The following is a 14,084-nucleotide window of genomic DNA, read 5'->3' on the forward strand; positions in this document are numbered from 1 at the left end:
AATGTAAGGGCTGGGGTAGGGTAACGCGTGTGTAAAAAGGAGTATCAAACTATGAGCATCAAACCTAAATTGTTAATCGTGGAAGACGAAGCCAGCATTTTACGCGGCTTGACCGACTTATTTATTTTCCACGGTTTTGAGGTCGACAGTGAAATGGATGGCAAACAAGGGTTAGAAACCGCGTTGCAAGGCCATTATCATTGTGTGATTTTAGATGTGATGCTGCCGAGTATGAATGGCTTTGAGATCTGTAATGCACTTCGTCAGCACTCGCAAAGCCAAGCGATTTTGATGCTGACAGCTAAAAACAGTGAAGAAGATATCATCAACGGTCTGACTTTGGGGGCTGATGATTATTTGGCTAAACCATTTTCGACGTCAGAGTTGGTATTAAGGGTTAAAGCCTTGGTACGTCGTTCAGGGTGGAGCCCCGAAGACAGTAAGCTAACCATTTGTGATCAAGTGGAGATCTGTACTCAAAGCTTAACAGGCCAATCGTTTAACCAAACGGTACGCTATACCCGTCGTGAAGTGGAGATCTTAAACTATCTGAGCCAACAAAAAGCGCCAGTTTCTCGCTGTGAACTGTTAAGAGAAGTGTGGGGGTATAAGTCAACCGATCACATAGATACTCGAACGGTTGATATTCATATAGCCAAGTTACGCAAGAAAATTGAACCTGATCCTAAATCGCCAAAATACCTAGTGACCCTGCGTGGCGAAGGGTATCAATTATTCGGGCAGGCTTCTTGATGAAAGCATTCTTAAAACCTTCACCTTTACTTAATTATCAACAGCGTTTGAAAAGGCTGAGAATTTTTACGCTGAGCTTTTTTTTACTGTTGTTTATTCCGGTGTCTTTGGTTTGTGTGTTTGTGTTTCAGCAATTCGAGCAAGAGCAAATAGCTAAATATCAAAAACATGCGACCAAGCTCAGCGACATCATTAATAAACGGCTATTTAAACAGGCGATTATTACTAACTCGGTTTCTCCCACGGAGTTTGATTACTACCAATATGCCTACAACCCTGAAACCAAAAAGGTTACGCGACAAGTATCTCCGCTTGCAGATCCAGAAAGTTTTCAACGTTATGAAGGTCTGGTAGGTTTCTTTCAGATTGACGCACAAGGGCGTTTTAATAGCCCGATGTGGCCAGATGTGATTGAAGCGGATGATGTTTTCTCGGAAAAAGAAGCGCAAAAAGACAGCCTCAAAATGGCGCGCGGTTTATATGATGTGGTGATGCGTTCAGGGCAGATAAAAACTTTGATTAATAATGGCTTTATCGTACAACCCGAAAAATATGAAGTGATTGAAGATGTCGCAGATTACTTTATTTTTTATCGCGTGGTGACAGTCAGTGATGAAGTAAAAATGCAGGGCTATGTTTTAGATAAGCAGCGCTATTTACTCGGGCTTATCATGGAAGTCATGACCAATAAGCGTCCCAATGCATTTCTCGGATTGACTATTAGTGATAAGAAAGGTCATGCCGAGGATGCGTTTATTGTTTCCAAGATGCTAAAAAATGGGGATATGGACGTACAGCTACAAGCGTCATTACCGGCAAAGTTGATGCAAGTTCACCTGAAAGAAAGTGCTCTACATTGGCCGTTTCCGTCTTATTGTATTTCATTTTCGACTAAAGCGTTTGGGACCAGTAGCCTTGCTTTGTATGGCTTAGGTTTAATGGGGGTCTTATTGCTGACCATTGCACTTGGTTGCTATGGTTTTTATGCCTTGGGAAAACGTCAGTTAAAGTTAGCCGAGCAACGTTTGAATTTTGTCTCGTCGGTGAGCCATGAATTAAAAACCCCACTGACATCCATTCGCATGTACTCAGAAATGCTGAAGTCAGGGCAAATTCTATCGGAGCAACACCGCAGCGATTACTATGAGTTTATATTTAGTGAGAGTGAGCGGTTGTCTCGCCTTATTGATAATATTTTGCAGCTATCTAAACTCAGCCAACCAGCTCATAATGTTGAACCGAATTGGGTAAAATTGAGCATTTTGAATGATGTGATCCAATCTAAAGTCTCATCTTTATTAGTGAAAAACGATTTCAAACTCACTATTAATCAACCTTTTGAACAACCAGACTGTGCTTTATTGTGGGTTGATATGGATGCTTTTGCGCAAGTGGTGATTAATATTACCGACAATGCCGTGAAGTTTTTTGATCAAGCCAAGATCAATGATGTTGAGAGACAAAAAATCGATTTTAATTTTCATTATTCTAAGCAGCAACCTGAATCTATTCAGTTGCAAATACGAGATTATGGTTTTGGCATTAGTGAAGAGCAGCAAGAAAAGCTATTCGAGTTGTTTTATCGTGGCGGTAATGAATTAACGCGAGCTACTCAAGGCACGGGGATTGGTTTGGCTTTGGTTAAAGAACTGATCAATGCCCAGCAAGGTGAAGTGAGTGTAGAACGTATGTCACCGGGCTTGGCGTTGAATATACGGTTTAAGTTTAAAATGGCTGATGCCTAACTGTGGATTTTTAGTTGGTTCTGGATTTTTGTTTCATCTGTACTTTAACGCGATATGAAATCGCTGCTACCGAGCATTATTTTGGTAGTCAGCGGAAGTGCGGTAGCACCGACTTTATGTCGGGTTGTTTTGATGTCTCTCCTAACGTTTAACGCGATATGAAATCGCTGCTACCGAGAAATATATCGGTCGTCAGCGTGAACATGGTAGCACCGACTTTATGTCGGGTTGTCTTGATGTCTCTCCTAACACTTAACGCGATATGAAATCGCTGCTACCGAGAAATATATCGGTCGTCAGCGTGAACATGGTAGCACCGACTTTATGTCGGGTTGTTTTGATGTCTCTCCTAACGCTTAACGCGATATGAAATCACTGCTACCGAGAAATACATCGGTCGTGAGCGTGAACATGGTAGCACCGACTTTATGTCGGGTTGTTGGACGTATATCTGCACGTTTAACGCGATATGAAATCGCTGCTACCGAGAAATATATCGGTCGTCAGCGGAAGTGCGGTAGCACCGACTTTATGTCGGGTTGTTGGACGTATATCTGCACGTTTAACGCGATATGAAATCGCTGCTACCGAGAAATATATCGGTCGTCAGCGTGAACATGGTAGCACCGACTTTATGTCGGGTTGTCTTAAATAAATTGCAGCATGCTGAGTGAAACTGTTTCAATAAAAAAGGGCCCTCAGATGAGGCCCCTTTGCGTTCACACTCTACACAATTAATCTTGGAGTATCTAACGCCACATCGTTTAACACCACGGTATGTGCACGTTTAAAAAAGTTAAAATCGGTTGCTGTGGCACTGGTGTAAGCGCCCATCATTTTACCAACGATTAAATCGCCATTGCTTAACGCGGGTAGCATAATGTTATCGGCAACTACATCAATACTGTCGCACGTCGGGCCTGTTAACACGCTACTTTGTAATGCGCTGGTACGCCAATTGTCATTCAAGCGTATTGCCGTTAACGGGTACTGGGCGTCATCAAACATTAAGCCGCTGAACGAGCCGTAAATACCATCGTCTAGGTAGTACCACATTTGCCCTTCGCGTTTTGCTTGACCCATGATAGAAGCAACGCTCACCATGGCTTCTGCGACAATAAAGCGGCCAGGCTCAGCGATAACTTGTACCGTGTCGGGTAACCCAGCTAAAGCGGCATTAATCGGAACGCAGAATAGTTTAATAGGCATCACCTGACGGTTGTAGCTCACCGGGAAACCGCCGCCAATGTCTAGCATGCTGAGTGCTGGTAAACCACAGTCGACGACTTTGTTCATTAACACTTTACAGGCTTCAATGGCATCCACATATTTTTGTGGGTTAAGGGTTTGCGAACCAACATGGAACGACAAACCTTTAATGCGAATTTGCCAGCGATTTGCCGTTTCGATGATCTCGAATGCATCTTCTGCTGAGCAGCCGAATTTTTTAGATAAATCAGCAAAGGCTTCTTTGTTTCGAAAGCTTAAGCGTACTAATAACTCAACCTGATCTTTATAAGGCTTAAATTTCTCAAGCTCATTCAGGTTATCGACAACGAACACGGTACAGCCATATTCAAGCGCGTCACGAATATCGCTATCGCGTTTGATCGGATGAGTATGAATAGTACGCTCAGCTGGTACGCCAACTTGTTTGACTAGCTCAACTTCACCGCTGGTGGCCAAATCAAAGCATGCCCCCTCAGCCAGTAAGGTTCTCACTACTGCTTCATGCGGTAATGGTTTTAACGCAAAGTGTAAAGTCACACTTGGCAATGCGTCGTTTAAAGTATGGTATTGGCGGCGAACAACATCGCAGTCTAATAGCAATAATGGCGCACCATATTGTGCTACTGAGCTCTTAATTAAGCGTGTTTCATCGCTAGACAATAAGCCGCTAGAATAAGAATGAAAGTCTAAAACGGTGTGGGCTTGCGCCATTATAAATCCCCTTAAAAAAGGCACGCTCAATGTGTGATACGTGTAGTGTTAAAAAGTAAATAACACTTGGATAGTTACTCATCGCCTTGCCACAAAAACAGCTGTGATGTACTCGGATTGGCTATCATCAAGGTGGCGCAGATAATAGGCGTTAGTTTTATTTTCGACAATCAAAAATTAAAGCAAAAACCACGAAAAATTTTTACCTTATCGACAATAAAAATTGATTAATTAAGGGCTAAGTCTGAAATTTAATAGGGTAAATCGTTCTCAAATAAACCAGCAAAAAAGTGATGACTGCGCGAAGCGTGAACGCGCAGCATTTAGAAAGGGAGGCATTAATCTATCTCAGGAATATATAAGGGCAGCTTGTTTTCTTTAGCGTAATACATAGCTTTGTCAGCACGGCTTAACAACTCTTGGGTGCTATCAGCATGAGCTGGGTAGAGGACCGCCCCAATACTAACATCTAAATCAACTTCTTTGAGCGCCCCATTTTGATCTTCTAAGCAATAGGAGTCTGCGAGTAATTGATACTTGTAGTTTGCCAGCTTTAGTAAGTTATCGAGGCCATCCATGTTATGTGCCACGATCACAAACTCATCCCCCCCATAGCGGGCCACAAAGTCTGCGGTGCGCTTGAATAACTTGAGTTTAGATGCGATGAGTTTAAGTAGTTTGTCTCCTGCTTGGTGGCCTAGTTCGTCGTTAACAGGTTTAAAGTTATCTAAATCAATAAATAAGATAGCAAAAGTATGGTTATGTCGCTGAGCCTCACTGAATGTTTCTAGCAAGTGCTGATCAAACGCCCCACGGTTATGTAGCATGGTTAATCTATCTAACGACACTAGGTTTTCTAAGTTCTTTTGCATATCATGTCGCTCTTTAGAAAACATAATAGTGCGGTTGAGCAAGGTGCCAGAGAGTTCGTGTTTAGGTATGTAATCTTGTGCACCGAGCTGAATGGCTTGCTCACCATAAAGCTCTTCAGATACACCTGTCAGCACTATGATGGGAATGCCCTTGGCAATTCGTTTTACATTGACCAGAGTGTCTAGCCCCATGCTATCAGGCACATTTAAATCTATTAAAAGGGTATCAGGCAGCGCTTGGGTGAGGGCTCTAGTTAATGAATTTAGATCCGCAAATGCACATATTTTGTATTTCTGTCTGGTTTGCACCTCACTGAGCAGCTTTTTCACAAAATAAACATCATCTTCATTATCTTCGAGTAGATAAATTAACCAAGTGCTCATACTTCAACACTCCCTATTTTGTTGTACTTAAACCAGTAGCGTGTAATGGTGTTTATCATTTCGGTTAATTCACTGATTGAGCTAGGTTTACTTAAAAATGATTTGGCGCCGAGTTGGTAGGCTTGGTGAATATCAGATGGGCTGTCAGAAGTGCTATAGCAGACCACTATCATTTCATTAAGCTGTTCACTTTTATTTAAATGATCAAGCGCCTCTAGCCCCGACATTTCAGGCATATTGAGGTCGAGTAAGTAAACTCTATTTTTATTTGATGCCGCACTGGCCTCTTCGAGAAGTGCTTTACCACTGTTTAATACCTTTACTTTTGGAGAGTTTACCGATTTCGCACATGCTTGGCGGAAAAGGTAAATATCATCGGGATCATCTTCAACGAGCACTATTTCATTCATCATTAACCCTCCATCGGCAAGTGTATTAAGAAAGTAGCCCCTTCTTCGGTACTATCAATACACTCGATATATCCATCGTGTAATTCAACAATTTTTTTGACTAAAGATAAACCTATGCCACTGCCTTCATATTGATTGGCAAATACTCTTTGAAATGGCTCAAATATTTGCGCGCGATATTCGGGCTGTATACCAATGCCATTATCTTTATACGTAATAACTAAGTTATTTTGATCAGTATAGCAGCCAATCGTTATTTGGGGCGGACGCTCAGGATGCTTAAACTTGAGGCTATTAGTAATTAGGTTTTGGAACACCTGTAGCATTAAGGAATAATCAACATTGAGTTGGCAGTTGTTGCCATCAATGACTATTTCAGCATTTGCATCTTCAATGGGCAGAGACAATTGTTCACTGATCTCAGACACCAATAACATGAGACTATTTGGCGTTTTGCTGACTTTTCGAGTTGTTAATCGAGAGAGTTTAAGTAAGTCTTGGATCATATTCCGCATTCTCTCAGTGGCGCTCAGTAGACGCGAAAATTCAAATTCTGCATCGGGATCGGCTTTCAAAGTTGCGCTTAAACGCGTAGCTAAACTTGATGAGAATGAGGCAATTTTTCTCAGTGGCTCTTGTAAATCATGAGAGGCAATAAAAGCGAATCTTTCCAAGCTCTCATTAGATGTTTTTAGTTCATTGAGAAGTGTTGTTTGTTCGGTGATATCTATGAAGGTGCCTAACATTAAATCAGGATTACCTTGTTCATCATGGGTCAATACGGTGTCAAACGAATAGCACCATATCCAATGTCCGGCTTTATGTTTAAACCGGTAAGTCATTGGGGTTAAATGGCCTTCAGGTTGTTGAATGACAGTTTGAATGTGCGCAAACACTTCCTCTACTTCATCTGGATGAAATAGCGCGCTTAAGTCTTGTTGTTGTAACTCTTCTAAAGTGTAACCAATTAGATCGGTATAGCGTTGGTTAATACGGGTATTTTGCTGTTTCTTGAGGTCGTAAAGATACAAACCACAGACAGTCGAATCGATCATTTTTTCTAAAAAGTGCTGACTCTTTTGTAGCTCTGATTCTATGAGTTTGCGATGTGTTACATCGATTGCAGTACCAACAATCTTAACTTCTCCTTCTTGTTTATCAATTAGCGGATAAAGTGTGGTTTGATACCAGTAAGTTTTCCCATCAGAACTAAAGCTCTCTGTATATTCGGTGGGTGCCTTAGCGTGTGTGCACTGGGTGTATTTTTGTTTAATGTGCTCAATATTTTCAGGCGTAAAAATACCCCCTTTAAGTTGGGTTAGCCGTTTGCCAATGATCTGTTGATAAGAAACCCCAGCACGTTGACATGCCGTTTGGTTGAACTCCATGAAAACGAAGTCATCGTGTGTCGCTTTCACAAGCCAAATGGCTTGTTCTGTGCCATTGTAGATGGCATGTAATATGTCTTCTTTCTCTGCAATTTCTATTCTTAACTGTTTTTCAGTTTCAATATTACGAAGTGCGCCTGACATAACCGTGGGGTTGCCCTGCTCATCGAAGACGCTATTTCCGATGGCAAGAAACCAGCTGTAGGTATCATTTTTATCTTTACCTAGATACTCAACTTTATATTGCTCTTTGGTTTTGAAGTGGGTTTCTAAAGCCTTATTAACGCGTTCAATATATTTGGGGTGAATATGCTCAAACCACATTTCAAATTTTGCTGTTTGCTCATTTCCGTGGCCTATCATCTCAAGTAATTTTGGGGAGTAATTGACTTCGTTACTTTGCACATTCCACTCCCAAATGCCGTCTTCCGTGGCATTGACGGCACGCTGCATCTGTTGGTGAGACTCTTTTAATTCTAATTCTGTTAGTCGAAGTGCTGAAAGGTTGTTAAAAGCAGCAAGTATCAAGGTCTCATCTTTAAACTGGCTGCGTTTTAAATTTATTTCCATAGGGATCAATTGACCATCACTTGCTCGCATCGTACAGATTAAAGAGCGACTAAAATCGGGCGTGTTGGCAATTTCATTCTGTATTACTTCATAGGTATAAAAAGGATCATGGGATGTAAAGAACGCGTTTAAAGGTTGATTGCTCACATCTTCGTTTTCGGAGTACTTCAACTCTTTCAAAAAGTGTGGATTTCCAGATAGGATGTTTAACTTTTCATCAAGTAGTAATGCACTTGCAGGAAGTGCTTCAAGTGTGAAACTGGTCAATTCATGTTGACTTAACTTGGTTTTTAAAGAGGCAGTTTCTCTGGTGAAAGCGCTCAGTTTTGACTTAAAACCTTTTACTTCTTGTGGGGTTGCGAGGCTGAGCGCCTCAGGAAGCAGCCGAAAAAGATAAATGGCAGTGACCATCGAGACAATTGCAGTGGCAATTTTACTGATTGCTTGAATACCGTATATACCATGCCAAACAGCAAAAATACCGATGAGATGGGTGAGGCCACAGAGCAATATGAAGGCAGAAAATAACCAAGCAAGCCAATGTTGACCAAGCTCTGGGCGCTTTTTGGCCACGATCATAATAGCAACTGGAATAGAAAAGTAAGCCGCAGCGATGAGCGCATCAGCCAGTACATTGCTCCAAAGCAAGTGCGCTTGCCATAAATAACAATGCCCGTGAGGCATATACATAGTGTGGAAAAAAGACTCGAGCGTATTGAGCTCCATAAAGCTTATCCTTTTGCCTAAATAGAAAGTAAACTGATTAGTCTTAAATATGTTTACGTACATAGGGTGCTTTAAAGTTTGGCACAGCTCGCTTTTTTTTCCATTTTGATATCAGGCAGCTTTTAAAAAACGGTTAAAATTTATTAGGTAAAAGGGATGGGAATAAATTATTATGATCCTAATAAAGGTATTTTTGTTTGCTCATCTTCTTGTGCTGGCGTAACCTTAAAAAATGCGACAGAATTTCTAATTAATTCTCAGAGTTTTAGAGCTAGAATTACATTATCAGGTTTACACTATCTATGACAAAACCCGTGACTCAGTACATTGCGAGACAGGCAATTCTCGATTCGACAAAGCAAATATTTGCTTATGAATTGCTTTATCGAGATTCGCAAAATAATGCTTTCCCTGTCGGGGTAAGTGATGAGCAAGCCACTGGGCGGATGTTTTTTAATTCACTTATTTTGGTTGGCAAAGAAAAACTGGTTGCCAATCATTGTGCGTTTATCAACCTTTCTGATACTACGTTATTGCAAGAGATCCCGCGACTATTAAAACCTGATAACTTAGTGCTTGAAATTGTTGAGCGTTCGCAGAATATTCAGCAGTTACTTGAAACCGTTAAATTGCTACGTAAACAGCATTATCGCTTTGCGCTGGACGATTATGATGCCGACTCTCGATGGGAGCCGCTGTTACCTCATATGTCTTACATTAAATTGGAGCTTGAACAGCCTATTCTTAAAACCACTATGATGGTTAAGAAGTTAAAGCGTTTATATCCAAAAATGAAAATTGTGGTTGAGCGAATTGAAACCTACGAAGAATTTGAATATTTGAAAAGTGCTGGGGTTGATTATTTTCAGGGCTACTTTTTTGCCAAACCAGAAATGTTGACGCACGGTAATGTTGAGCCTTCTAAGCTGGTGGTGTTTGATTTATTAAAGTCAACAGCACAGCCGAATCTGTGCTTTAAAGATATCGAGAAAAAAATCTCTAAAGACTTGAGCCTAACGGCTAGAGTGTTGAAGTTAGTGAATGCTCGCTCAGGCCTTGAAAAGTTAGAGATGAAGACGATTTCTCAAGCGGTTGTTTACCTGGGTGAAGATGCCCTAAGGCAATTTGTTCGGGTTTTAGCACTGAGTGAGCTGGGGGTTGATAAGCCAGCTGAATTGACCAAATATGGCTTAATGCGTGCACGCTTTATGGCATTGTTTCTAGCGCCAGGCGGTGAAGAAATGGCAGAGCAGGGGTATCTGATCGGGCTTATGTCGATTTTAGGCGCTGTGCTAGATATGGAGTTGAGCACCATCATTTCTGAATTCTCACTCGATAGTAATTTAAGTGGTGCACTATTGAATTACAAAGGTTTACTTGGTGGGGCATTAAAAGTGGCGATTGCCGTGGAGCAAAATAACTGGCAAGAAGCTGAAGCTGTATTAGCAGCAGTAAGGCCGGCAACACCTATTAGCAATATTTTTGATTTAGTTGCACAAAGCCGTGAATATGCTGATGAGATCTTCTCTGTGGTGTCAGTACAATAAGCATGTTTTAAACAAATTCTTATTTAAAAAGGCTGCATTCGCAGCCTTTTTAATGGTTAAGCTATAGCTTTATTCTTACGATCACTCACCGACGACAAAAGCAAGCTCGATCCCAATTGAATCAAGATATAGTTGTTCCTGCTCTAGATCTGCGCAAAGCAAAGCCTGCTCTTCAGGCAGTTGCGCATCAAAAAGTACCGTACATTTATTGTCTTCTACAGACAAAGTAGGGCGAGACAAATCGGTTAATTGACGAGTTCTATTAACTAACACGGCCAGTCTGAATAGCGTTAAGAGTTTCGCAAAGGTGTCAGAACACAAAATATCAAAGGGTTCGAGTTCTGGAAGTTTGATCTTTTTACGATGAAAACGGATCAAGGCACTTAGCACACTTTGTTGTTGCTGTGTGAAGCCTGGTAGAGCGGTATTCATCACAATATACGCACTGTGCTTTTGAATACCCGATGAGTTAATTGACAAACCTACTTCGTGTAATTGTGCGGCCCACTGGAGCTGTAGAAGGTCTTTTTGCTTTAACCCCCAGGCTTTTTTGCATTGTGAGAATAAATGTTTAACGGTATCAAACACGTTATCAGCATGGGCTGTGTCTATGTTGTAGTGCTGACCAAGTGCGATGATGGTGCGCACCCTTAAGTCAAACTCATCATAGTTTAACATTTCATGTAAAACGCCTTCACGTAGTGCGTAATCACAGTATTCTAAGCGTTCTAATTTAAGCTCTTTAAAGGCGGCAATGACAATGCTTAAGCCGCCAGCGATATTAGTATGGCGTTCAGGGTTTAACCCTTTAATATCAAGCTGCTCAATACTGCCTTGGGTAATAAACAGCGCTTTGATGTCTTCTAAAATAGGCAGTGTTAAGTATTCACAGTCGAATTGAGTTTGTGCAATACCGATTAAGGCCTTGATCGTGCCTGATGTACCATAACTTTGTTTCCAGCCGGTTTTTCGATAGCGGGGAGAAATAGGCTCTAGCGCTTGTCGCGCAGCTATTTCTGCTTTTTTAAACGTGCCTTTACTGAGCTTGCCTGAGCTAAAAAATGCCTTGGTGATATTGGCACAGCCAATGTCACGACTTGTTAGCTGCAAGGCTTCAAAGTGTTGACCTATGACGAGTTCAGTACTACCACCACCAATATCAATGACTAAGCGGTTATCTTTGCCATGCACATAGTTTGCAACGCCTTGGTAAATTAAACGCGCTTCTTCTTGACCAGATATCACATTGATATTAAAAGGAAAGTGCACTTGCGCTTGTTGCAAGAAGTGCTTTAGATTTTTAATGTTTCTAAGCGTGTAAGTCGCGACAACTTCGACATTGGCAGGGTCAAACCCCTGTAGAGTTTGTGCCAGTTGCTTAAAAGCCAACATGGCACGTTCAATGGCCTCTTCTGAGAGTTCAAATTCTTCATTGAGACCAGCAGCTAAATGCACGCGATGCTTTTCTTTATGTAGAATTTGTAGTCTGCCCTCAACTTTGCGGGCGATGACTAAATGAAAGCTATTAGAGCCTAAATCGAGCGCTGCAAAACTCGCAGGCTCAGGTGTGTTGTGCATAATTGTGTTCCCATTTACTCAAGAGATCATAGATGGCAATTTGTGAACGTACTTTCTTACGGTTACCTCGAGCAACGTACTTATTTTGTTGTTCGACATCTATGACTCTTGCTTTACAGCAATCTTTAAATTGTAGCTCTAAAATATTGATTATTAGCTGCTTTAAGTGCTGATCGTAAATAGGCACACCGGCCTCAACACGGTGATCTAAATTTCGCGTCATCCAGTCAGCTGAAGAAATATAAACCTGCTGGTCGCCTTGGTTTTCGAACACCATTACCCGAGGGTGTTCTAAAAAGCGATCAACGATACTGATAACTGAGATGTTATCGCTAAATTTCGGTAATCCGGGGACCAGTGCACACATGCCACGAACAATAATACGAATTTTTACACCCTGTCGAGCAGCACTGTAGAGCAAATCAATGAGCTGTTTGTCGACTAGATTATTCACTTTTATGGTGATTTGTGCAAATTTACCATTCTTAGCGGCTAAAATTTCATTCTCTATGCCCTCACAAATACGCTCTCGGGCATTTAATGGTGAAATTTGCAGGTGCTTAAAAGTAAATGGGCGATAACTTGTTTCGATGAATCTGAAGACTTCATCACATTCATCACAGATTTCGTTGTGCTTGGTGAATAGGCTGAAGTCAGTGTAAATTCGCGCGGTTTTTTCGTGGAAGTTACCCGTACCGATGTGGGCATATTTAACAATCTTACCCTTTTCTTTTCGGTGAATTACACAGAGCTTACTGTGCACTTTTAGTGCTGGCAAACCAACCAGTACCTTAATACCCGCTTCGCTGAGTAACTTAGCCCATTCAATGTTGTTTTGTTCATCAAAGCGCGCTTTTAGTTCGACCATGACGGTGACTTTCTTACCGTTTTTGGCGGCATTAATTAACGACGAAACTAGTCTTGAGCGAGAGGCTACACGGTAAATATTAATTTTAATTTGAGTGACCTTGGGGTCATAGGCAGCCTGTCTTACATACTCGAGCATATGATTGAACGTATGGTAAGGATAATAAAGTAAAATATCCTGCTCTGAGATGGCCTTAAAGACACTGTCATGCTTGGCAAAAGCGCTACTAGTGAGCGGTTTCAACGACTTATTTTCTAAGTGCTTACGGCCAACATTAGGAAAAGAAATAAAATCTCTAAAATTACGATAACGGCCACCTGGGATGAGTGCATCTTGTTGGCTTGCGCCAAGACGCTTTTTTAGTACCTTTAGCATCTCGTCAGGCATGGCTTGGTCATAGACCATACGTACCGGCTCAGCATAAAGGCGCTGCTTCAGGCCTTTCGACATTTTATCGAGTAAGCCTTCTTCAATCTCATTATCTAAATTGTACTCAGCATCACGGGTCATTTTGATTGAATAGCCTTCAATACTGTCAAATTTCACAAAGCTTTTAAAAACCTCTGCCAAATAAAATTCGACTACATCATCAAGCATGACAATGGTTTTATGACGACGGCTTTTCTCAGAAGGCAAAATGACAAAACGGTCTAGCCTGTCAGTAGGGATTTCTAATAATGCGTATTGTGACTTTTCGCCTTGCATATGGATAAAAAGATAAGTCATCGCATCATTGATATTGCTCGAGTAATCCTTTGATTCAGTGAGTAGCATAGGCGACATATGCTGTAAAACTTGGTCTTTGAAAAAGTCTTCTAACCAATCTTTGTGAAAGTCAGATAAGTCAGATGGCTGTCGGATATGGATGTTTTGCTTGTCTAGATCCGCTAACAGTTGGTGGTGGATCTGATTAAACTTTTTACCGAGCGACAAGACCTTTTTATTCACTTGATTTAATAATTCTTCGTCGGCGTCAAAGTGGGCGTCGGACAAACTGTTTAATAAAATTTTTCTTTTTAAATCAGCAACTCTTACCCTGAAAAACTCATCTAAATTATTTGAGAAAATGCCTAAAAAACGCAGTCGCTCGATAAGTGGGTTATTTTGATCTTTGGCTTCTTGAAGTACGCGTTCATTGAACGAAAGCCAGCTTAATTCTTTGGCAAAGTAACTAATAGTCGTAGAGGTGTGTGGTACAGAATGCATGATCTATCCATGGGTAATCAAAGGTACAACAACAAAATATATGGGGTTTTTGTGACACTTATATGACAGGCTTATTCCTCAGCCTGTCATAAAATT

The 14,084-nt window shown here is 41.2% G+C and carries 10 protein-coding genes; 4 read left to right on the forward strand and 6 right to left on the reverse strand.

What is annotated here, in order from left to right; all coding sequences use genetic code 11:
• Nucleotides 1-51: 51 nt before the first annotated feature.
• The 3 genes from AAEU28_RS07415 to AAEU28_RS07425 all read left to right on the forward strand — a co-directional run bounded on the left by AAEU28_RS07415 (nucleotide 52) and on the right by AAEU28_RS07425 (nucleotide 3,153).
• Nucleotides 52-753 carry a response regulator transcription factor gene (locus tag AAEU28_RS07415; RefSeq protein WP_421963558.1) on the forward strand — a complete coding sequence of 234 codons (702 nt, stop codon included), beginning with the start codon at nucleotides 52-54 and terminating at the stop codon, nucleotides 751-753.
• The gene (locus AAEU28_RS07420) at nucleotides 753-2,498 is read left to right on the forward strand and encodes a sensor histidine kinase (RefSeq protein WP_421963559.1); all 1,746 of its coding nucleotides are present in this window, start codon (nucleotides 753-755) and stop codon (nucleotides 2,496-2,498) included. The genes AAEU28_RS07415 and AAEU28_RS07420 overlap by 1 nt, the downstream gene beginning before the upstream one ends.
• Nucleotides 2,499-2,967: 469 nt before the next feature.
• Nucleotides 2,968-3,153: a hypothetical protein gene (locus AAEU28_RS07425; protein WP_421963560.1), complete on the forward strand. Its 186-nt coding sequence runs from the start codon at nucleotides 2,968-2,970 to the stop codon at nucleotides 3,151-3,153.
• Nucleotides 3,154-3,224: 71 nt separating this feature from the next.
• Here the strand turns inward: AAEU28_RS07425 and AAEU28_RS07430 are convergent, their stop codons facing one another.
• From AAEU28_RS07430 to AAEU28_RS07445, 4 genes are all read right to left on the reverse strand, one after another.
• Nucleotides 3,225-4,439, reverse strand: coding sequence for a type III PLP-dependent enzyme (locus AAEU28_RS07430; protein ID WP_421963561.1), 1,215 nt, complete (start codon nucleotides 4,437-4,439; stop codon nucleotides 3,225-3,227).
• A 338-nt stretch (nucleotides 4,440-4,777) separates the two neighbouring features.
• Nucleotides 4,778-5,695 (reverse strand): GGDEF domain-containing protein, encoded by a 918-nt coding sequence (locus AAEU28_RS07435; RefSeq protein WP_421963562.1) that lies wholly within the window; start codon nucleotides 5,693-5,695, stop codon nucleotides 4,778-4,780.
• The gene (locus AAEU28_RS07440) at nucleotides 5,692-6,108 is read right to left on the reverse strand and encodes a response regulator (protein WP_421963563.1); all 417 of its coding nucleotides are present in this window, start codon (nucleotides 6,106-6,108) and stop codon (nucleotides 5,692-5,694) included. The genes AAEU28_RS07435 and AAEU28_RS07440 overlap by 4 nt, the downstream gene beginning before the upstream one ends.
• Nucleotides 6,108-8,789: a PAS domain S-box protein gene (locus AAEU28_RS07445; protein WP_421963564.1), complete on the reverse strand. Its 2,682-nt coding sequence runs from the start codon at nucleotides 8,787-8,789 to the stop codon at nucleotides 6,108-6,110. Before AAEU28_RS07445 ends, AAEU28_RS07440 begins: the two co-directional genes overlap by 1 nt.
• A 302-nt stretch (nucleotides 8,790-9,091) precedes the next feature.
• On the opposite strand from AAEU28_RS07445, the gene AAEU28_RS07450 reads away from it, so the two are divergent.
• Nucleotides 9,092-10,336, forward strand: coding sequence for an EAL and HDOD domain-containing protein (locus AAEU28_RS07450; protein ID WP_421963565.1), 1,245 nt, complete (start codon nucleotides 9,092-9,094; stop codon nucleotides 10,334-10,336).
• 81 nt (nucleotides 10,337-10,417) lie between these two features.
• On the opposite strand, the gene AAEU28_RS07455 is transcribed toward AAEU28_RS07450, so the two are convergent.
• Nucleotides 10,418-11,914 carry an exopolyphosphatase gene (locus AAEU28_RS07455; protein ID WP_421963566.1) on the reverse strand — a complete coding sequence of 499 codons (1,497 nt, stop codon included), beginning with the start codon at nucleotides 11,912-11,914 and terminating at the stop codon, nucleotides 10,418-10,420.
• Nucleotides 11,898-13,988 carry a polyphosphate kinase 1 gene (gene ppk1 / locus AAEU28_RS07460; protein ID WP_421963567.1) on the reverse strand — a complete coding sequence of 697 codons (2,091 nt, stop codon included), beginning with the start codon at nucleotides 13,986-13,988 and terminating at the stop codon, nucleotides 11,898-11,900. Before ppk1 ends, AAEU28_RS07455 begins: the two co-directional genes overlap by 17 nt.
• Nucleotides 13,989-14,084: the final 96 nt, after the last annotated feature.

It is taken from the genome of Pseudoalteromonas sp. SS15 (genome assembly GCF_049257195.1).
In the GTDB taxonomy this organism is placed as follows: domain Bacteria; phylum Pseudomonadota; class Gammaproteobacteria; order Enterobacterales; family Alteromonadaceae; genus Pseudoalteromonas.